The sequence below is a fragment of the Streptomyces sp. NPDC027672 genome, assembly GCF_055566335.1.
On record NZ_JBVHSO010000009.1, the window covers coordinates 88412 to 108016 of the forward strand.

12 protein-coding genes and 3 tRNA genes are annotated in these 19605 nt (G+C 76.8%); 9 read left to right on the forward strand and 6 right to left on the reverse strand.

What is annotated here, in order from left to right; genetic code table 11:
- The first annotated feature begins 90 nt into the window (after window positions 1–90).
- Entirely contained in the window at window positions 91–1536 is a 1446-nt protein-coding gene (locus tag ACZ4SV_RS22315) for an acyl-CoA synthetase (RefSeq protein WP_468006110.1), read from the forward strand.
- Window positions 1529–2908, forward strand: coding sequence for a carboxyl transferase domain-containing protein (locus ACZ4SV_RS22320; protein ID WP_468006111.1), 1380 nt, complete (start codon window positions 1529–1531; stop codon window positions 2906–2908). Before ACZ4SV_RS22315 ends, ACZ4SV_RS22320 begins: the two co-directional genes overlap by 8 nt.
- On the opposite strand, the gene ACZ4SV_RS22325 is transcribed toward ACZ4SV_RS22320, so the two are convergent.
- Window positions 2883–6554 carry a S8 family serine peptidase gene (locus tag ACZ4SV_RS22325; RefSeq protein ID WP_468006112.1) on the reverse strand — a complete coding sequence of 1224 codons (3672 nt, stop codon included), beginning with the start codon at window positions 6552–6554 and terminating at the stop codon, window positions 2883–2885. The two genes, ACZ4SV_RS22320 and ACZ4SV_RS22325, sit on opposite strands and share 26 nt — an antisense overlap.
- 221 nt (window positions 6555–6775) lie before the next feature.
- On the opposite strand from ACZ4SV_RS22325, the gene ACZ4SV_RS22330 reads away from it, so the two are divergent.
- The 5 genes from ACZ4SV_RS22330 to ACZ4SV_RS22350 all read left to right on the forward strand — a co-directional run bounded on the left by ACZ4SV_RS22330 (window position 6776) and on the right by ACZ4SV_RS22350 (window position 15944).
- On the forward strand, window positions 6776–7279 hold the full coding sequence (locus ACZ4SV_RS22330) for a CU044_2847 family protein (protein ID WP_468006113.1): 504 nt from the start codon (window positions 6776–6778) through the stop codon (window positions 7277–7279).
- Window positions 7279–9078 (forward strand): VMAP-C domain-containing protein, encoded by a 1800-nt coding sequence (locus ACZ4SV_RS22335; protein ID WP_468006284.1) that lies wholly within the window; start codon window positions 7279–7281, stop codon window positions 9076–9078. Before ACZ4SV_RS22330 ends, ACZ4SV_RS22335 begins: the two co-directional genes overlap by 1 nt.
- Before the next feature lie 136 nt (window positions 9079–9214).
- Window positions 9215–10276 carry an AAA family ATPase gene (locus tag ACZ4SV_RS22340; RefSeq protein ID WP_365880483.1) on the forward strand — a complete coding sequence of 354 codons (1062 nt, stop codon included), beginning with the start codon at window positions 9215–9217 and terminating at the stop codon, window positions 10274–10276.
- Complete coding sequence (locus ACZ4SV_RS22345; RefSeq protein ID WP_468006114.1) at window positions 10266–14747, forward strand: SAV_2336 N-terminal domain-related protein; 4482 nt, start codon at window positions 10266–10268, stop codon at window positions 14745–14747. Before ACZ4SV_RS22340 ends, ACZ4SV_RS22345 begins: the two co-directional genes overlap by 11 nt.
- A 159-nt stretch (window positions 14748–14906) precedes the next feature.
- Window positions 14907–15944: a rod shape-determining protein gene (locus tag ACZ4SV_RS22350; RefSeq protein WP_365942080.1), complete on the forward strand. Its 1038-nt coding sequence runs from the start codon at window positions 14907–14909 to the stop codon at window positions 15942–15944.
- Between the two features lie 63 nt (window positions 15945–16007).
- Here the strand turns inward: ACZ4SV_RS22350 and ACZ4SV_RS22355 are convergent, their stop codons facing one another.
- Both ACZ4SV_RS22355 and ACZ4SV_RS22360 read right to left on the reverse strand, forming a co-directional pair.
- Window positions 16008–16961 carry an anti-sigma factor RsbA family regulatory protein gene (locus ACZ4SV_RS22355; RefSeq protein WP_468006115.1) on the reverse strand — a complete coding sequence of 318 codons (954 nt, stop codon included), beginning with the start codon at window positions 16959–16961 and terminating at the stop codon, window positions 16008–16010.
- Window positions 16958–17341, reverse strand: coding sequence for an STAS domain-containing protein (locus tag ACZ4SV_RS22360; protein WP_468006116.1), 384 nt, complete (start codon window positions 17339–17341; stop codon window positions 16958–16960). The genes ACZ4SV_RS22355 and ACZ4SV_RS22360 overlap by 4 nt, the downstream gene beginning before the upstream one ends.
- 129 nt (window positions 17342–17470) lie before the next feature.
- On the opposite strand from ACZ4SV_RS22360, the gene ACZ4SV_RS22365 reads away from it, so the two are divergent.
- On the forward strand, window positions 17471–18214 hold the full coding sequence (locus tag ACZ4SV_RS22365) for an ANTAR domain-containing protein (RefSeq protein WP_468006117.1): 744 nt from the start codon (window positions 17471–17473) through the stop codon (window positions 18212–18214).
- 402 nt (window positions 18215–18616) lie between these two features.
- On the opposite strand, the gene ACZ4SV_RS22370 is transcribed toward ACZ4SV_RS22365, so the two are convergent.
- The 3 genes from ACZ4SV_RS22370 to ACZ4SV_RS22380 all read right to left on the reverse strand — a co-directional run bounded on the left by ACZ4SV_RS22370 (window position 18617) and on the right by ACZ4SV_RS22380 (window position 19021).
- Window positions 18617–18693, reverse strand: a tRNA-Ile gene (locus ACZ4SV_RS22370).
- A gap of 176 nt (window positions 18694–18869) precedes the next feature.
- A tRNA-Asn gene (locus ACZ4SV_RS22375) sits at window positions 18870–18942 on the reverse strand.
- A gap of 6 nt (window positions 18943–18948) precedes the next feature.
- Window positions 18949–19021 (reverse strand) — tRNA-Asn (locus ACZ4SV_RS22380).
- 158 nt (window positions 19022–19179) lie between these two features.
- On the opposite strand from ACZ4SV_RS22380, the gene ACZ4SV_RS22385 reads away from it, so the two are divergent.
- Window positions 19180–19485, forward strand: coding sequence for a YtxH domain-containing protein (locus ACZ4SV_RS22385; protein WP_468006118.1), 306 nt, complete (start codon window positions 19180–19182; stop codon window positions 19483–19485).
- Window positions 19486–19605 lie beyond the last annotated feature (120 nt).

Sequence of the window (19605 nt, forward strand, 5' to 3'; positions counted from 1 at the left end):
CGGCCGCGGCCCGCGCGGCGGCCCGCTCCTGGTGTAGGAAGGTGCTGTCGTCCCGGCGGCCGGCGTCGTCGACAGTAAGGAGTGCACCGCGTGTCCTCTCTCTTCCCCGCCCTGGCGGACGGTTCCGGCGAGCGGGTCGCCCTGCGGTTCGGCGCCCGGACCCTGACCTACGGCGACCTCGCGGGCGCCGCCGGCGCGCTCGCCGCCCGGATCGCGGCGGCGGGCCGCGTCGCGGTGTGGGCCACCCCCGAACCGGAGACCGCCGTCGCGGTGACCGGCGCGCTGCTCGCCGGGGTGGCCGCGGTGCCGCTGAACCCGAAGTCGGGCGAGAAGGAACTCGCGCACATCCTCGCCGACAGCGCGCCCGCCCTGGTCCTCGCCGCCCCCGGCGCCCCGCTGCCGCCCGTCCTCGGCGGCCTGCCCCGTATCGACGTCGACACCCGGGCCGCCGGGTCCGTGCCCGAGGAGCGGGCGGCCGACGGCGACCCGGCGCTGGTCGTCTACACCTCCGGCACCACCGGCCCGCCCAAGGGCGCGGTCCTGCCCCGCCGGGCCCTGGCCGCCACCCTGGACGCGCTCGCCGACGCCTGGCAGTGGACCGGCGACGACGTGCTGGTGCACGGGCTGCCGCTGTTCCACGTGCACGGGCTGGTCCTCGGCGTCCTCGGCCCGCTGCGGCGCGGCGGCTCGGTACGGCACCTGGGGCGGTTCTCGCCCGAGGGCGTGGCCCGGGAGCTGGAGACGGGCGCCACCATGCTGTTCGGGGTGCCGACCATGTACCACCGGATCGCCGAGGCGCTGCCCGGCGACCCGGGGCTGGCCCGGGCGCTCGGCCGGGCCCGGCTGCTGGTGTCCGGCTCGGCCGCGCTGCCGGTCCACGACCACGAGCGGATCGCGGCGGCGACCGGCCGGCGGGTGATCGAGCGGTACGGCATGACCGAGACGCTGATGAACACCAGCGTGCGGGCCGACGGCGAGGCCCGGGCCGGCACGGTCGGGGTGCCGCTGCCGGGCGTGGAGCTGCGGCTGGCGGAGGAGGACGGCACGGAGATCACCGCGTACGACGGGGAGCGCGTCGGCGAGATCCAGGTGCGCGGCCCGAACCTGTTCACCGCGTACCTGAACCGGCCCGACGCCACCGCCGCCGCGTTCACCGCCGACGGCTTCTTCCGCACCGGCGACATGGCGGTCCGGGAACCCGACGGCTATGTCCGCATCGTCGGGCGCAAGGCCACCGACCTGATCAAGAGCGGCGGTTACAAGATCGGCGCCGGGGAGATCGAGAACGCGCTGCTGGAGCACCCGGCGGTGCGGGAGGCCGCGGTCACCGGGGAACCGGACGCCGACCTGGGCGAGCGGATCGTGGCCTGGATCGTCCCGGCCGACCCCCAGTCCCCGCCGGCCGCGGAGGACCTGGCGGACCACGTGGCCCGCCGTCTGGCCCCGCACAAGCGGCCCCGGGTGGTCCGCTACCTGGACGCGCTGCCCCGCAACGAGATGGGGAAGATCATGAAGCGGGCCCTGGCCGATGTCTGACCGGCTCTCGGCGCGGCAGCTCCTGGCCCTGCTGGCGGACGCCGGCAGCTTCCGCGAACTCCCCGCGCCGCCCGGCCGGTCCGCGCCGGACGGCCCGCTGGGCTGGCAGGGCTACGACGCCGCGCGCGCCCGCGCCGCCGCCCGCACCGGCGAGCGGGAGTCGGTCGTCTGCGGCACCGCCGAGGTCGACGGGACCCGGGCCGTGCTGATCGCCTTCGAGTTCGGCTTCCTGGGCGGCTCGCTGGGCGAACGCACCGGGGACCGGCTGGTCGCGGCCTACGCCCACGCCCGGGAACAGCGGCTTCCCGTGGTGCCGCTGGTGGCGACCGGGGGCAGCCGGATGCAGGAGGGCATGCGCGCGCTGACCCAGCTCCAGCGGGTGGCCCGCGAGTCGGTGCGCACCCGGGAGGCCGGGCTGCCGCAGATCGCGGTCCTGCGGGACCCGACGACCGGCGGCGGCTGGGCCACGCTCGGCGCGGGCGCGGACGTGGTGCTGGCCCTGCCCGGCGCCCAGGTGGGCTTCGCCGGCTCCCGGGTCCGCCCGCCGGCCGCCGACCCGGCCGCGTACACGGCCGAGGCCCAGGTCGCGGCGGGTTCGGCGGACGCGGTGGTGGCGCCGGACCGGCTGAAGGAAGTGCTCGGCACCTGGCTGCGGCTGCTCACCCGGCCGGCCGCCGCGGCGCCCCTGCCGCCGGCCCTGGGCGGGGCCGCGCCGTCCGCCACCGGGTGGGACGCCGTCGTCCGGGCCCGGGCCGCCGGACGGCCGCGGGCCGGCGCCTATCTGGACGCCTGCTTCACCCGCCGGGTCGCGGTCAGCGGCGACCGGTGCGGCGGCGCCGATCCCGACGGGATGCTGTGCGGGTTCGGGGAGCGGGACGGCCGCGGCGTGGCCTTCGCGGCGCAGACCGGCACGGCGGCCCGGCCCGCCGGGTACCGCACCGCCGCCCGGCTGATCCGGCTCGCGGACCGGCTCGGCATACCGGTGCTGACGCTGGTGGACACCCCGGGCGCCGCCAACGACGCGGCAGCCGAACGGGAGGGCGCCGGGGCCGCGATCGCGGAGGTGTTCGGCGCGGTGGCCGCGGCCCGGGTGCCGGTCACCACGCTGGTCATCGGCGAGGGCGGCTCCGGAGGGGCGCTCGCGCTGGCCGCGCCGGACAACACCTGGGCCACACCGGACAGTTACTTCTCGGTGATCGCCCCGGAGCTCGCGGCGGCGATCCTCAAGCGGCCGCCCGAGGCCGCGCGGGCGACGGCCGACCAGCTCCGGCTGCGGCCGCAGGACCTGGTGGAGCTGGGCGTGGTCCGGGGCATCGTCGCGCCCGCGGACCACCCCCTCCCCCGGCCTACCGGACGCCGGCCGCCCGGATGATCTCCTGGGTCACCGAGCCGCCCCTGTCGTCGTGGGCCGAGGCCCGCAGACCGAGGTGGGCGGCGCCGCGCGGCACGCTCAGCGTGCCGCGCCAGGAGGCGCCCGGACCGGCGGTCAGTGCCACCGGCCGCCAGGTCGCGCCGTCGTCGTAGGTCACCTCCAGACGGCCGCCGCCGAGCGTCCCGGTGCCGGTCGCCCCCGCCACGTAGGCGGCGCTGACCGTGACCGGTGTCCGCCGGCCGCCCGGCACCCGGCCGGCCAGGTCGGTGCCGAGGCCGTAGGCGAGGTTGACGAGTGGCAGCCGGGTCCAGCGGTCCTCCGCGGTGGCCGCGGAGCGGAAGGTCCACACGGTGTGGCCCCGCGTGGCGGGCTGCCACCGCCCGGCGTCCAGGGCGGTGTCGGTGACCACCGTGTAGGTGTGCTCGCCGGCGGGCGCGTCCTGGACGGAGACGGCCGGGCCCGTGCTCCGCTCGACGAGGGTGCCGTCCAGGCGGACCTCGGTGGTCTGGCTCATCCCGCCGTCCCCGCTCCACACGTCGCCGAACCCGGTGTGGTCGGGCCCGGAGTCGCCCCAGCCCGGGGTGTTCAGCCGGATGACGCCGCCGGACCGCTCCTGGCCCCAGCCCAGCCCGGTGCCCAGCCACGGGTGCCACACCGGGCCGAACCAGTCCAGCACCGGCCGCGCCCCGCCGGCGTACCGCACCAGCCCGCCGCGCTCCTCCAGCGCGCCGTCGCGTACGGTGACGGACTCGTGCCAGAGCTGGCCGGGGCCGGTGGAGACGTAGTCGGTGCGCTCGGCGGGCAGGGCGACGCTCTCCTGGAAACCGAGGCCGAGGGGGAACGTGCCGGTGAGGGAGTAGCGGAACTCGGCGCCGGGCACCGGCACGGCCGCGTGGAACCGCACGTGCACGGCGGCCAGCCGGCGGGGGCCGGGCGCGTAGGTGAGGTCCCGGTCGGGGATCGCGCCCGGGTGCCCCTCGGACAGGTCGTACACGTACGGCGAGTCGGGGGTGCCGGTCATGTCGGCGCGGCCGGCCGCCCGCAGCCGGGCCGCGTCCGCCCGGTTCACCGTGGCGATCACCAGCGGCCGGGCGGCGTTGTCGTCCGTGCCCCACCAGGCCATCAGCCGGCCGGGCGCGTCGTCCGTGACGAACAGCGCCCGGGCGCCGGCGTCCTGGGCGGCCTGGGCGAGCGCGGCCGGGTCGGCGCCGGCGGGCAGCCGGGCCAGCACCGCCTTGCCGGCCACGCCGGTCAGCGGCCCGTCGCCGACGTCGGCCAGCGCCAGCCTGGTGCGGCCCGCGGCCAGGGTGGAGCCCGGCTGCACGGTCGCCTCGCCGACGCCCTCCACCTCCAGCCGGGGCTTGGCCAGCCGCCACACGGTCCGGTACTCGAAGGTGCCGTGGGTGACCTTCGCGGTGGGCGCGGCGAAGACGCTGTCGTAGGCGAGCGGCACCTGTACCGCGCCGAACAGGTCGGCGCCGTCCGCCTGCCGGTCGTACTCCATCAGCAGTTGCCGGGTCTCGGTGCGCCGGTCCACGGCGGCCCTGATCTCGCGCAGCGCCCGGCCGTCCAGCGTGATCTCGCGGTCGCGGTCCAGGCCGACGTCGGGGGCCGCGAGGAAGCCGAGGCCGAGCGAGTCGGCGCCGTGGCCGCCGCGCACGTCGAGGAAGGTGGCGAGGCTGTAGGTGCCGGGCCGCAGGCGCAGCCGCAGGGTGCCGGAACCGTCGACGTGCGCGGGCTGGGCGTCCTCGCCCGCCGCGAGCCGCTGCACGGTGAGGTCGGCAGCCGCGGGCGCGCCGGCGCGGTCGGTCACATGGACGGTCAGCGTGTACCGCTCCTCCTCCTTGACCAGGCCGAACGCCGTGTGCGCGAGGACCGTGCCGTCCGGGGCGGCGGCCACGATCCGGCCGCTCGTCTCGCCGACGGGCGCCCGGGCCGCGTCGGAGGTGACGGTGGTGGACGCGGTGCCGTGCGCGGGCACGGTGAGGGTGTCGCGGGCGAGGACGGCGGCCCCCTCCGGCGCGCCCTGGACGGTCAGCTCCAGCGGGATGTCCTCGGCGGACGCGTTGCGGTAGGTGAGGGTCCGGGTGACCGGCCGGTCGGTGCCGTAGGGCCAGCGGTGGTAGCCGAGGTCGGCGCTGCCGGTGGCGGTGAGCCGGGCCCCGACCGCGCCGGAGACGCTCAGCCGTCCGGCGCCCAGCACGTAGGCGGACGTGTCCAGCCGCTCCGAGGTGGACAGCAGCGCGTCCTTCAGGCGGGCGCCGGTCCAGTCGGGATGTTCCTCGGCGAGCAGCGCGGCCGCCCCCGCGACCTGCGGAGTCGCCATGGAGGTGCCGCTCATGGAGGTGTAGGCGCCGCTGCCGGGGGCCAGGTGCGAGCGGGCGGCCAGGATGTCGACCCCGGGAGCGGCCAGGTCGGGCTTCAGGGCGTTGTCGCCGTGGCGGGGCCCGGCCGAGGTGAACGGCGCCGGCTGGTCGGCAAAGTCCACCGCGCCGACGGTGAGCGCGGCGTCGGCGGCGCCGGGCGAGCCGATGGAGGAGGGCGCGCCGGTGTTGCCGGCGGCGACCACGAACAGCGCGCCGGTCTCGGCGGAGAGGGTGTCGACGGCCCGCGCCATCGGATCGGTGCCGTCGCTCGGCTCCGCCGAGCCGAGGCTCATGGAGACGATGCGGGCCCGCACGTCCCGCGCCGCCCACTCCATCCCGGCGATGATCTGCGACTCGCTGCCCGAGCCCTGGTCACCGAGCACCTTGCCGACGGCGAGCGTGGCGCCCGGCGCGACGCCCCGCTCCCTGCCATCTGAGGCCGCGCCGCTGCCGCCGACGGTGGAGGTGACGTGGGTGCCGTGTCCGTTGCGGTCGGCGACCTCCTCGCCGTCGACGAAGCTCCTGGCGACGCTCACCCGGTCCGCGAGGTCGGGGTGGGCGAGGTCGGCGCCGGTGTCCAGGACGGCGACGGTGACGCCCTTGCCGGTCAGTCCCGCGTCCCAGGCCGCCGGCACGCCGATCCGGGCGTTGCTCTCGGCCAGGTCCGCCGTGACCCGCCCGTCCAGCCACACCCGGCCGATGCCGGGCGTCCGGGTGAAGGACCGCCAGAACGTCCGGCCCCGGGCGGCCCGGAGCGCGGCTCCGCGCAGGCTGGGCAGCGCGCGGGTCCGCTCGGCGCCGGCCGGGGTCGCGGCCCGCGCGCCCCGGTCGTAGCTCACGATCAGCGGCAGCGCGCCGGCCCGGGCGTCGGTGAGCCCCTGCCGGATCAGCCCGGTGACGTCGAACAGCCGCCGGTCCAGGGTCCCGGCCCGCAGGTACGGCAGCGCCTCGTCCGGTACGACGGTGAGGTGCCCGTCGGCGCGCTGCGTGCGGACGGCGCCGGTGGCGCCGGGGGGCCGCCGCACGGTGACGGTCTGTCTGCCCTGTCCGAGGCCGGTGACGGTCACCTTGTCGCCGGTGACGAGGGTGACGGTCGTGGCGGGAGCTGCGGGGACGGCGGAGGGGGCCGGGGCGCCGGCGGTGGTCGCGGCGGAGGAGGCGGCCGGGGCGGAGGGGGCCCGGGCCGGGGCGCCGGCGGTCGCCGGGCCGGCCGGGAGGAGGGCGCCCGCCAGCACCGCCGCCAGCAGTGCCGTACCGCGTCCGACGGATCCTGTGCTCATCCACGCCTCTTCTCGTCCGGGTCGAGCGTGCCGCGTGCTGGGACGAGTGTGAGGGGGCGTGTCCGCCGCGGGAGCCGACCGGAGCCGACGGGAAGACGCCCTGGCGGGTTCCCGCCAGGAACACCGGCGGTACGCCACGCCGTTCGGCGAGGTGACGTGCCAGGCACCGTCCGTACCATAGGGGTTGTCACGGGTCACGGACGAGGGGGACGGGCGGCGCCATGGACGGACTGGTCGAGTTCAGGACCGAGGAGGGCGCGCTCGTCGTGGTGGAGGGCGTCGGCACCAGATCGGGCGCCCGCCTCGTCTCGCGCGGCGACGGACCGGCGCTGGCCGCGCGCACCTTCGAAGGAGCGCTGGACGGGGTGCGGGCGGCAGCGGCGGCGGCGCTGCGGGTCTTCCGGGACGGCAGCCTGCGCCCCGACACGGTCGAGATCGAGTTCGGGGTACGGCTGTCCGCGGAGGCCGGTGCCGTCATCGCGAAGGGTTCCACGGAAGGCCACTTGGTCGTGAAGCTCTCCTGGGCCCCGGAACGGACTCCGGGCGGACAGACCGCGGACGGACAGACCGCGACCGGGCAGGCAGCGGACGGACAAACCCCGAACGGGCAGGCAGCGGACGGACAAACCCCGAACGGGCAGGCAGCGGACGGGCGGACCGCGTCCGCGGCGGCGCCCGCCGTGCCGGGCCAGGCCGCGGCGGGCCCGGAGCCGGCCGAGCGGTGATGGGCAGCGCCGCCTGGCACGCCCGGATCGCCTGCGGCGACGAGGTGGGGGCCGGCTTCCTGGTGACCGGCCGCCGGGTGCTCACCTGCGCCCACGTCGTCCGGTGCCGCGACCGGGCCGCCGTCACCGTCACCTTCCCGCACGCCAGGGAGCTGGGCGAGCTGTCCGCCACGGTGGTCCGGCACGGCGGCTGGGCGGGCGAGGTCACCGACCCCGGCGACATGGCCGTACTCGAACTGGACGTGGCCGACGACCTCCCGCTGGCCCCGGCCCGGTTCGCCCCGCCCGACACCGTCTACACCGAGCCGTACCCCCGGCTGGTCGCCTACGGCTTCCCCCTCGGCTACGACGAGGGCACGCTCGCCGAGTACCAGGCCGTCTCCGGTCAATTGATCGCCGGCGAGTGGCTGGAGCTGGTGGCGTGGCACGGGCACGGCCAGCCGATCGTGGAGGGGTTCAGCGGGGCCGCGGTGACCCTGCCGGACGGCAGGGTGGCCGGCATGGTCACCGCCGCCCTCGGCACCTCGCCGGACGTGCGCAAGGGCCGGATGCTGCCGCTGGACGTGCTGGCCCGGTACTGGCCCGAACTGGGCGAACTGGTGCCCGCGCCGGGCCTGGACGACGACGTCCGGCAGCGGCTGTACGCCCTGCTGCGCCGGGCCACGGCCGAGGGCCGCGGGCGGTGCGATCCGAACCGGCTGTACGTGGACGCGGTGGGCCCCTTCGGACCGCCCCTGCCCGCGGGCGGCTTCCCCTCCCTGTGGCACGCGGCCGGCTATGTGCGCTGGGAGGTCCCGGACCCGGACGCGGCCCGCCGGTTCACCGGCCGCCTCGGCGAACTGCTGGACGGGGGAACGGCGTTACGGACCCCGGCGGTGCCCCACGCGGCGGCCCCGCAGGCTCCCCCGGCGTTCCCGGCCGCGCCGGCCCCGGCCCCGCAGGCTCCCCTGCCCGCGCCGGACGCCCCCGCCTGGTCCCCGGTCGTCGTGGAGATCGACCACAGCGGCGCCGGACCCGACCAGGTGACCGTGGAGGTGTCCGCGTACCGCGACGGACGGCGCCGGCCGGTGGGCGCCCGCCGGCTGCCGCGCACGGGAGTGCGGGCCTACGTGCAGAACCGCATCGACGAGGCCGTCGCCCACCTCGCCCCGGACGCCGACGAACTCGTGGCGTTCGTCCTGCCGCGCGAGTGGCTCAACGAGGCGGTGGCGCAGTGGGAGTGCGGCGCGGACGACAGCACACCGCTCGGCTGCGCCTACCCGCTCGTGGTCACCGACCGCGCCCGCCACCACAGCGGGCGGCTGCGCCACCAGTTGCGCAAGAAGTGGCAGAAACTGGACACCGGCGGCGGCGCCGAGGTGCACCGGGTCGAGTGCGGCACCCGGGAGCGCCCGCCGAGCCTGCGCAAGCGGCTGTGGGACGGCGACGCGGGCCTCGCGGGCTTCGCCGCCCCGCCCACCGTGGCCCGCCGGCACTTCGAGGTCGGCCTCAACGTGCCCGTGCCCATCCTGCTGTGGCCCCGGACCGGGACGCCGTGCGCCGTGCACGAGGACGCGCCCTGCCCGGACACCGCGCGCCCGGACGCGCCCTGCCCCGGCACCGTGTTCCTGGACCAGCTCGGCGCGGCCGTCGCCGGCGTACCGCCGGCCGAACTCCCGCGGCATGTGCTGTCGTTGCGGCTGACGGCGGAGGCCGCCGAGGAGCCGGACGGGCACTGGGCGTCGGACCTGCAACTGCTCTGGGATGATCCGCGCTGCTTCCCGGAGACCACCGCGAGCCTGCACTCGCCCGTCGCCTGACCGACCGTCCCCACGACCACCGACCGTCCCCACGACCCACCGTCCACACGACCGACCGTCCCCACATCCGTTCCTACGACCCGCCGTACGGCCGACCACCCGCACCGCCGACCGCCCTCACGGAGAAGAAGAGCCCATGCCCCTGTGGCCCGTCTACACCGGTACGAACGCGCCGCACGACGGCATCGCCGAGCTGCCCGCGCCGCCGCCCTGGCGGGCCTTCGACGGCGGGCCGGTGCTCCCGGCGCCGGACGCCTCCGCCGACGTCTCCGCCGTCTCGCCCGACCGCACGCACCGCGCCGAGACGTACCAGGCCACGCCGGAGACGGTCCAGCTCGTCAACGCGGCCCTGTACCTGCGCCGTCCGCTGCTGGTCACCGGCCCGCCCGGCACCGGCAAGTCCTCGCTGGTGTACGCGGTCGCCCGGGAGCTGCGGCTCGGCCCGGTGCTGCGCTGGAACGTCACCAGCCGCAGCACGCTGCACGACGGCCTCTACCAGTACGACCCGCTGTCCCGGCTGTACGCGGCCCGGCAGGAGGCCGCCCGGCGGGACCGGACGGACGGCGCGGACGGCGCGGGAGACCCGCAGGGCGCGGAGGACCGGTCCGGGATCGAGCACCATCTGCGGCTCGGTCCGCTCGGCACCGCGCTCCTGCCCTACGAACGGCCGCGCGCGCTGCTCATCGACGAGATCGACAAGAGCGACCTCGACCTGCCCAACGACCTGCTGAACGTGCTGGAGGAGGGCCAGTACGAGATCCCCGAGCTGGTGCGCGCCTCCCGGCTGGCCCCGGACGGCGTCACCGAGGTGCTGGCCGACGGCACCGACGAGCGGGTCCCGGTGGCCCGCGGCCGGGTCCGCTGCCGGGCCTTCCCGTTCGTCGTCCTCACCAGCAACGGCGAACGCGAGTTCCCGCCCGCCTTCCTGCGCCGCTGTGTCACGCTGCACCTGCGGCAGCCGGACGACCGGCACCTCGCCGAGATCGTCCGCGCCCACCTGGGCGAACCCGACGCCTACGCGCGCACCCTGATCGAGCGGTTCCTGTCCCGGTCCGGCGTCGGCGACCTGGCCACCGACCAGCTCCTGAACGCGATCTACCTGGCCCGCTCCGCCGACCTGGACGCCGAGTCCCTGGACCGGCTGGCCGAACAGCTCATGCCGTACCTGGGACAGACCGCGCAGTCCGATGTCTTCTGAGGCCGCCGGTTCCCCGGATCCCCTGGTCCGCCTCGCCGACGTGCTGGCCGGGGCGGCCCACGGGGTGCGTCCGACCCCGCTCGAACTGGCCGAAGTGCTCTGGCTGGCCCGGCACACGGGCCCGGCGGCCGACGCCGTCGACGACACCGCCGGCCCGGCCGGCTCCGCCGGACCCGCCCTTCCCGCGCAGCCGCCACCGCTCCCGGAGCCGCCACCTCTCCCTGAGCCGGCCCCGCCGTCCCCGCCCGAGCCGCGGCAGGCGGCGCCCGTCCCACCACCCGCCCCGCCGCCGGCGCCGCCCGCCCGCGTGCCCCTTCACCTGCCCTCCCGGCGGCCCGGCCCGGCGGCGGACCGCCCGCACACCACGCTCCTCGCCCCGGCGCCCCCGATGCTGTCCCACCCGCTCGCGTTGCAGCGCGCGCTGCGCCCGCTGGCCCGCCGGACCGACGCGCCCGTGGGCCACGAGCTGGACGAGCGGGCGACCGCCGACCGCATCGCCCGGCTGGGCGCCGACCCCGCGTGGTGGCTGCCGGTGCTGCGCCCGGCCCGCGAGCGCTGGCTGCGCCTGAACCTGGTGTACGACGCCGGTCCCACCATGCCGGTCTGGCGGCCCCTGGTCCGCGAACTGCACACGGTGCTGGCCCAGTCGGGCATGTTCCGCACGGTCGCCCTGTACCGGGCCGGCGCCGACGGCACGGTGCGCGGCCCCGGCCCGCTCACCGCCGCCGACGGCCGTACCGTCACGCTGCTGGTCAGCGACTGCATGGGCCCGCAGTGGCGGGAGGGCCCCGCCGGGACGCGCTGGTACGCCACCCTGCACCGCTGGGTCCGCTGGATGCCCCTGGCCGTCCTCCAGCCGCTCCCGGAGCACCTGTGGCGGGACACCGCCCTGCCCGCCGCTCCCGGTACCCTCTCCGCCCCGCACCCGGCGGCTCCCGCGGCGGCCTACGCCTTCACGCCGTACGAGCGGTACGACACGCACGAGACACACGCGCCGGGCGCGCCGGGCGGGTTCCCCGGCACCGGCGGCGCCGTGCCCGTGCCCGTGCCCGTGCTGGAACCGGAGCCGCGGTGGCTGGCGCACTGGGCCGGGCTGCTGACGACGCCGGGCGGCACGGAGTTCCCCGGCGCGGCCGCCGGGCTGGGCCGCCCGCTGCCGGCGGACGCCGAGGACCGCACCGACGTCGGGCTGCTGTCCGCCGAGGAACTGGTGCTGCGGTTCCGGGCGACCGCCTCGCCCGAGGCGGTCCGGCTGGCCGGGCACCTCGCGGTGGGCCGCCCGGACCTGCCGGTGATGCGCCTGGTCCAGGCCGCGGTGGAACCGGACCCGCGGCCCCAGCACCTGGCCGAGGTCGTCCTCAGCGGCATGCTCACCACCGTGCCGGGCGCCCCGCCCGGTTCCTACGCGTTCCGGGACGGCGTACGCGAGCTGCTGCTGCTCGGACTGCCCCGCACCGAACGCCACCGCACCACCGGACTGCTCGGCCGGATCGGGGAGTTCATCGACCGCAGGGCGGGCCGGGCGCCGGGCGAGTTCCGGGCGTCGGTGCCGTCCGCGCGGGGCGCGGGAACCGCCGTGGAGGGCGATCCGTTCGCCACGGTCCGCGAGGACAGCGTGCGGCGGCTGTCGGCGGACGGGTCCGGGGCCGGGGCCGGGGCCGGGGAAGACGCCGGAGCCGGCGGGCTGTTCGCGGGGCGGTACCGGCTGGTGCGGCCGGCCGGGGGCACGGGCTGGCTCGCCCGGGACACACGCGAGGGTGATGCCCTCGTCGTGCTGCACCGGTACCCGCCGGGGCCGTTCCCGGCCGCCTTCACGGAGCTGGGCCGGGCCCTCGGCGAGCTGCGCCACCCCGGGATCGCCCGGTACCTCGGCCACGGGTTCGCCGACGGCGTCCCCTACCTGGCCCGGGAGTCCGTCGCCGGCCACACGCTGCGCCGGCGTCTCGACGAGGCCCCGGGCGGGCTGCCCGCCGGCGAGGCCGTCGCCCTGCTCCCGAAGCTGACCGAGGCGGTGCTCGCCCTGCACGTCGCGGAGGGGCCGCGCGGTCTGCCGGACCTGGACACCGTCGTCCTCACCCCGGACGGACCGGTCCTGACCTGCCCGGACACCGCGCCCCTCACGCCCGGGAGCCGCGAGGAGTCCCTCGCGGCGCTCGGCCGGATCGCGCGGGCCGTCCACGGCCGCTCCGACGCGCTCGGGGCGGAGCTGGTCACGGCCGCCGCCGGCCTGCTCTCCGGCACCCCGGAGGGCCGGCGCGACGGCGTCGAGCGGCTGCTGCGCCTCGGTGAGCGCCACGGCCCGCTCCGCCTCTCGCTGCTCGGCCCGCTGCGGGCCGCGCGCGGCGGCCGCCGGCTCGACGTCGACGACCCCTGTGACCAGGCCGTCCTGTGCATGCTGCTGCTGCGGGAGGGCCGGCCCGTCACCGCGCGGGAACTGGCCGCCGGACTCGCGGACGGCCCCGGGGACGGCGCCCCCTCGCTCCAGGCGTGTGTCGACCGCCTCCGCGAGGCCCTCGGACCGGACCTCCTCACCACCGGCGACGGCTACGCCCTCCGTCTCGGCGAGGTCACCGCGCCCGACGACATCGACGTCTTCCGCTTCCGCCGGCTGGCCGCCGAGGCCGAGGAGGCCCAAGCCGCCGGGGAGCCGGACCGCGCCCGCGAACTGGCCGGGAGCGCCCTGGCGTTGTGGCGCGGCGAGCCGCTGCACGGCGTGCCGGGCCGGGCCGCCCGGGAGACCCGGGCCGGCCTGGAGGAGCTGCGCCGCGGGCTCGGGGTCCTGGCCGGGGAGCCCGCCCGGGACCACGCCCCGGAGATCCGCTTCTCGGCGGGCGCGCTGACCGGCCGCCCGGAGGCCCGCGTCACCCTGGAAGCCGCGGTGCACGACGTCCTCGCACGCGGCCTCGTCCGGCCCCACCAGTACGAGGTGGCCGTCCGCCCGGACGGCTACCTGGTGCGGACCGCGCCCGGCGCCTACCTGCTGCCCGTCCTCGCCGCCGTCCTGCGTACCCTCCCGCAGGCCTTCGCCCGGCTGAGCGATCCGCCGCGGGTCACGGTGACGTTCGCGGAGCCGTCCGCGCCGCCGCCGGACACCGCCGCGGACGTCACGGTCGTCGTACCGCCCGCGCTGTACGACGAGTTCGCCGCCAGTTCCGCCGCCCAGCGCTCCCAGCGCTTCCGGCCGCTCTTCGCCGACAGCAGCCCGAGCAGCCCGCCGGCCGCCTGGTACTGCCTGCTCGGACCGAAGGCCGCCGAGCCGGAACCCGACCTCGTGCAGGGCCCGTTCCTCACCCACGACCTGCGCACCCTGGGCGTGCCCACCCCGGGCCGCACGGCCGTCGTCCACACCCGCGCCGACGGCCCGCTGACCCTGCTCGACCCGATCCAGCCGTACGGCACCCGGCCGCCGCGCCCGGAGACGTACTACTCGGTCGACCTCGCCCTCCACACGGCCCGGCACATCGTGTCCCTGCCGAGTTCCGGCAAGGGCGCGTTCAAGGCCGCGGTGCTGCTGTCCTGGCGGGTGGCGGACCCGGTCGCCTTCGTCCGCGCCGGGACCACCGGGGTGCCGGGGCTGCTGCTGGACCACCTGTGCGCCGCGGCGGCCCCGATCACCCGCCGCCATCCGCTGCGCCGCGCGGGCGCCGCCCAGCGGGCGGTGAACGCGGAGGTGGCCGACTGGCCGGTGCCGGGGCTGACGGTGTCGTACACCGTTCAACTGGCGCCCGAGTGGGCGCCCGTGCCGGCACAGGAGCCGCCCGTGCCGTCCCGGCGGCGGCTGTCCGCCCTGCTGGACGACGCCGACGTGGTGCTGGTCGGCTTCGAGGGGCCGCTCGCCCGGCTGTTCACGGCGCACACCGCGCGGGAGGCCGTACTGGACCTGCTGTCGGTCGTGGCCGACCACCGCGACCCGCAGGACGCGCTGGCGGGCCGGCCGCTGCCCGTGGCGAGCGCCACCGGTCCGGGCGCGTTCGCCCATCCGCTGGACCTGCTGCGGGCGTTCGCGCACGACCGGCTCGGCCCGCTGCTGCGGGCCCGGCTCGACGAACTGGAGCTGCGGGCCGTGCCCGACGCGCCCACCACCCACCACTCCCCCGCGCTGGTGCGCGCCCTGCACCGGTCCGGCCGCCGGGTCAGCGTGGTGACGGACGTGTCCACCGGCGCCGTCCACCGCTATCTGGCGCCCTACCGGCTGCCCCTCGCCGGTCTGTACGGCCGCCGCGACGACCTCGGCCTGCTGACCCCGCACCCCGACTGCCTGCTGCGCGCCCTGGACGCCCTGGGCACACCGGCCCGCGGCGGTGTGCTGATCAGCTCCTCGGTCGCCGAACTCACCGCCGCCCAGCAGCTCGGCGTCCGCTTCATCGGCTACGCGCCCACCCCGGCCGGCCGCCGGCGGCTGCGCGAGGGGGGCAGCGAGGTCACCGTCTCCTCCCTCGACCCGCTGCTGGAGGCCGCCCACGCGCTGTAAGGCGGGCGACACTCCGGCAGGGCCCGGGAATTACGCCCGTTCAGCGGCGCCCCGCCCGGCGGTGCACAGCGGGCGCCCGGTTCCGGCCCCGCGCAGGATGCGAGTGGGCCCGCCGCACGGACGGGGCCCGCAAGGCCCGCGCACTCGGGAGGATCCGCCGTGACCGTCAGCCTGGAGCAGTTGCGCCGCTGCCACTTCGCCGTCGACCTGGGCGCGGCGCGTACCCGGGTGTATGTGAAGGGCGCCGGTCTGGTCGTGGACCAGCCCTCGGCGGCCGCCGTGAACACCCGCACCGGCGCGCTCATCGCCGTGGGCGAGTTCGCGGAGAAGATGACGGGCCGCACCCCGGACTTCATCAAGGTGGTCCGGCCCGTCGCCGGCGGCACGGTGGTCGACATCGAGATGGCCCAGCGCATGCTGCGGCATCTGCTGGGCGACAAGATGCGCCGTATGCTGCGCCGCAAACCCCGGCTGCGCGCGGCGGCCTGCGCCCCGCACGACGCCGACCCGCTGGCCCAGCGGGCGACGATCGAGACGCTGGTCGGGCTCGGGGCGCGCCGGGTGGAGCTGGTGGACACGCTGATCGCCGCCGCGGTGGGCTGCGGACTGCCGGTGGAGCGGCCCGAGGCCACCATGATCATGGTGTGCGGGGCGGCGGCCACCCAGGTGGCGGTGCTCTCGCTGGGCTCCCTGGTCGCCGCCGAGCGGATTCCGGTGGGCGGCCAGGCCGTGGACCACGCGATCGTGCAGCACCTGCGGCACCAGCACGGGCTGATGCTGCCCACCCAGTCGGTACGGCCGCTGCAACTGGCCCTGTCCGGCAACGGTCTCACCCCGCACGGCCCGGCGTCGGCCGAGATCCACGGCCGGGACGTGGTCACGGGACTGGCCCGCAGCGTACGGGTGGACACCGCCGCCGTGCGCGGCGCGATCCAGACTCCGCTCACCGCCGTCCTGGACGGCATCGGACAGGTGCTGCGCGACTGCCCGCCCGATCTGGTGGCCGACCTCGCCGACCGCGGGATCATGATGGTCGGCGGTTCGGCCCTGCTGCCGGGCTTCGACCAGATGCTGCGCCAGGCCACCCGGATGCCGGTGCACATCGCCGACCGCCCCGACATCTGCGCGGCCCAGGGCCTCGGCGCCATGCTGGAGGGCCGCATCGAACCGCTGGTCCTGAACCCGCTGGCGGCCTGATCCGGGGCCGTCACCCCCGCGTCGCCGCGCACCCCCGCCCTCGCCGGGCCGCGCGGCGCCGGCTCACCGGGCCAGGTAGCTCCGGATGGTGGTGCCCTCCACTCCCGCGTGGACGCGTACCAGGTCGGAGACCAGGTTGACCAGCAGCAGTCCGCGTCCGCCGCGCTGGTCGCGGCTTGCCGGGCGGCGCCCGGCCAGCGGGTCGGCGAGGCGGCCCTTGTCGCGGACCTCGCACAGCACGTACCCGTCCTCGGACCACACCGTGAGCGTGCCCGTGCCGCCGCCGTGGACCACGCTGTTCGTGGTCAGCTCGGCGGTGATCAGCGCCAGGTTCTCCAGGCCCAGGCCGGTCAGGCCCAGCCCGGCGCCGTGGTCGGTGGCCAGATGGCGCACGGCGGACAGGGACGACTCGTCGAAGGCGACGGCGAGCACGCCGGGACCGGGCCCGGGGGCGGACGGCAGCGCCGTGTTGTAGCGGGCGACGACGCCGTCCGGGTCGTAGACCTCGCTGGCGCGCTCGGCGGCGGAGCCGGACGGGATGACCACCGGGTGGGTGGCGTAGGCGTCGGCGAGCACCCGCTCGTCCAGACGCACGGTGTCGTACGGGCACAGGATGGTGACCTCGCGGCCCTGGAAGGCCGCGTTGATCAGCGCCTCGTGCTGGACGCAGGCCGGGTACTCGGCCGGGCTGCGGCCCGCCCAGATCGGCTCGCCGATGATCCGCACCCGGCGGCCGGGCGGCTGCCGGTCGGCGAAGGCGCGCAGCACGCCGGGGATGATCCGGCCGGGGTTGCGTCCGGCCTCCCGCATGTCCAGGAAGTGCACGCCGGCGCCGTCGGCGCCCAGCTCGTCCCGGATGAGCCGCAGGTTCTCCTCCGGGACGGCGACGGCGACCGGCTCGTCGGCCGCCAGCGCCTCGCGGACGAAGGGCACGGTGCCGGCCACGTACTCCGCCGCGTCGCCGTAGAACAGCGCGGGGTGCACGAACGGGTCCACGGTTTCGGCCGTCACGGTCATGACGCCGTCACCTCGATCCCGGGCAGGCCGGGCCACAGCAGGTCCAGTATCCGGGGCAGCGCGTCCGGTGGCCGGTCGAGCACCAGGCGGCGCCGGCCGTCCAGGCTGCGGGCGGCGTCCGCCAGCGCGCCGGCGCCCGCCACGTCGACGAATGTCACCGCGGAAAGCTCCAAGTAGTACACGTCCTCGCCCTCGCCGTCGTCGCCCTCGCGTACGGCCCGCTCCAGCGCACGCTCCCAGACGCCACGGGTGGGCAGGCTCACCTCACCCGCCGCGCGGAATCCGGTCCGCTCGGTCAGCGGGTACACGTCGAGCCGCGGCACCACGGACTTGGGCACGGCGGCGACCGACAGCAGCCGCACCGGCTCCGAACCGCTCATGCCACCTCCCGGTTGCACAGGTATACGACTGACCAGTATGCGCCCTCGCCCGGCCGGCGGGTGTAGGCGGTGGCGCACCGGGCAGGCGGGGTAAGGACGAGGGGACCGGCACAGCGGGACGGAAAGAGCATGACCACAGCGGCACGCGCACCGCGGGACGGACGGCCGGAGACCCTGACCGTCGACGCCCGCGCGGAGGGCGGCCGCGTTCTGCTGCGCGCGCGGGGCGAACTGGTGCAGGGCTGCACGGACGTCCTCGCCGCGGCCCTGGCCGCGCTGCCGCCGGACACCGCCCGGGTCGACCTGGACGTCACCGGGGTGGTCTTCGTGGACACGGCGGGCCTGGCGGTGCTGGACACCCTGCGCGCGTACGGCCGCCGGCGGGGCGTGCCGGTCGCCGCCACCGGCTGGCGGGGGCAGCCGCGCCGGGTGCTGGAGCTGACGGGTCTGGACGCCGTGGACCCGCTGCGCGGCGGTCTGCCCGCGGACCTGCCCGCCCGTACGGCGGGCGCGGTGGCCCGGGAGCGCGCCGAGCAACTGGACGTGCTGCGCCTGGAGATAGCGCAGCTACGCCAGGCGATGGACTCGCGTCCGGTCATCGACCAGGCCCGCGGCGTCCTGATGGCGGCCCACGCGTGCACCGCGGACCAGGCGTGGGAGATCCTGCGGGAGGCGTCCCAGCGGACCAACACCAAGCTGCGGCAGGTCGCGGCGGCGGTCACGCGGAGCGCGGCACCCGGCGGCGCGGCACCGCCGGAACCGCTGCGGTCCGCCCTGGCCGGCGCGGTCCGCCGGGTCAGTACGGCAGCACGCGACCCGAGGGAGTCCTGCGATCGATCTCCTGCCCGCGCGGGGCGGAGGGCCGCCGGCTGACACGTACCCGGATGCGACGGTCCATGACGCCCTCCTTGTCGCCGGCACCACCCGGCTGCGCACATCGGTAGGAGGTCCGTGCCCAGGACGTGACCGGTTCACGCCTGGACGCGGTCAAGTCATGACATCGAGACGAACGTTGACGGACGATTCGGCCAAAACGACAGCGCAGGCGTAGGTGACGCTCGTCGTCTTCCGGACGCACGGCGTCCGTGATCAGTGTCACGCCGAGACCCGGCGGGCGTCCGCCGGACGGGGGCCGCCCGGTCTTTCTCACGTGCCGTCAGAACTCCCGGGCGAGCACCGAGCGAGCAGCGGGCCTTGCACCGCTCGGGTGACGCTTCGGCGTGGTGGCGCTTTCGGTATCGGCGCAGGTGAGAACGTATCTGCGCCTGTGGCGCCTGGTGGGGCGGGTGGGACTCGAACCCACGGCCGACGGATTATGAGTCCGCTGCTCTAACCGGCTGAGCTACCGCCCCATAGCGGCGTGTCGCGTACAAGTGTGCGCGCCGTCTGCCGCAGCATAGCCGCTCATACGATCTCCTGCCTCGGCTGGTCGGCTGTCGCGGCCGCTCCTGACCTGGAGGACAGCGTGGGGGGTCCGGCGGTTCCCGGGGACATGAAAAAGGACCCCTCCCGGGGCCCTCGTTCAGCGCTCCCCCGACTGGACTCGAACCAGTAACCTGCCGGTTAACAGCCGGCTGCTCTGCCAATTGAGCTACGGAGGACCGAAGCTCCCCCGACTGGACTCGAACCAGTAACCTGCCGGTTAACAGCCGGCTGCTCTGCCAATTGAGCTACGGAGGATCGCTTCGTCTGCATCGAACGGACCTACCCGGGTATTCGCCAGGGGGCGGGCGCTCGCTGCGACACATACATTAGCGCAAGCAGGGGGGTGCTCCGCCAATCGGTACTCTCGGCGCCAGCGCCGCACCAGATACCTACGCACCGGAAGGGTGGCAGCCATGCGCTACCGGCTCACGTTCCTCGCCGGACTGGCTCTCGGTTACGTACTCGGCACGAAGGCCGGTCGTGAGCGCTACGAGCAGCTGAAGAAGTCGGCCCGGCAGATCGCGCAGAACCCCGCGGTCCGGAACACCGCCGAGACCGCCGCCCAGCAGGGCCGCTCGTACGCGGGCAAGGCCCTGCACACGGTCAGCGACAAGGTCGGCGACCGGGTCCCGGCGTCCGTGGCCCAGCGGGTGCGCTCCCTGCGCGAGCGCAACGCCGACGGCAGCCCCGGGGACGACTGGGGCACCAGCACCACCTAGGGCCTCTCGTGCGGATCATGCCGGGCTCGTGGGAGTCCGGCATGATCCGTGCGAAAGACCCTGGGGTGGCGCCGGGCGCGGGACTCCGCCCGGGGCCGGAGCGGCGATGGGGCACCCGGG

Coding starts and splice junctions, on each gene's coding strand:
- ACZ4SV_RS22320 (WP_468006111.1), top strand. CDS start 1,529: ATGTCTGACCGGCTCTCGGCGCGGCAGCTCCTGGCCCTGCTGGCGGAC.
- ACZ4SV_RS22325 (WP_468006112.1), bottom strand. CDS start 6,554: ATGAGCACAGGATCCGTCGGACGCGGTACGGCACTGCTGGCGGCGGTG.
- ACZ4SV_RS22330 (WP_468006113.1), top strand. CDS start 6,776: ATGGACGGACTGGTCGAGTTCAGGACCGAGGAGGGCGCGCTCGTCGTG.
- ACZ4SV_RS22335 (WP_468006284.1), top strand. CDS start 7,279: ATGGGCAGCGCCGCCTGGCACGCCCGGATCGCCTGCGGCGACGAGGTG.
- ACZ4SV_RS22340 (WP_365880483.1), top strand. CDS start 9,215: ATGCCCCTGTGGCCCGTCTACACCGGTACGAACGCGCCGCACGACGGC.
- ACZ4SV_RS22345 (WP_468006114.1), top strand. CDS start 10,266: ATGTCTTCTGAGGCCGCCGGTTCCCCGGATCCCCTGGTCCGCCTCGCC.
- ACZ4SV_RS22355 (WP_468006115.1), bottom strand. CDS start 16,961: ATGACCGTGACGGCCGAAACCGTGGACCCGTTCGTGCACCCCGCGCTG.
- ACZ4SV_RS22360 (WP_468006116.1), bottom strand. CDS start 17,341: ATGAGCGGTTCGGAGCCGGTGCGGCTGCTGTCGGTCGCCGCCGTGCCC.
- ACZ4SV_RS22365 (WP_468006117.1), top strand. CDS start 17,471: ATGACCACAGCGGCACGCGCACCGCGGGACGGACGGCCGGAGACCCTG.
- ACZ4SV_RS22385 (WP_468006118.1), top strand. CDS start 19,180: ATGCGCTACCGGCTCACGTTCCTCGCCGGACTGGCTCTCGGTTACGTA.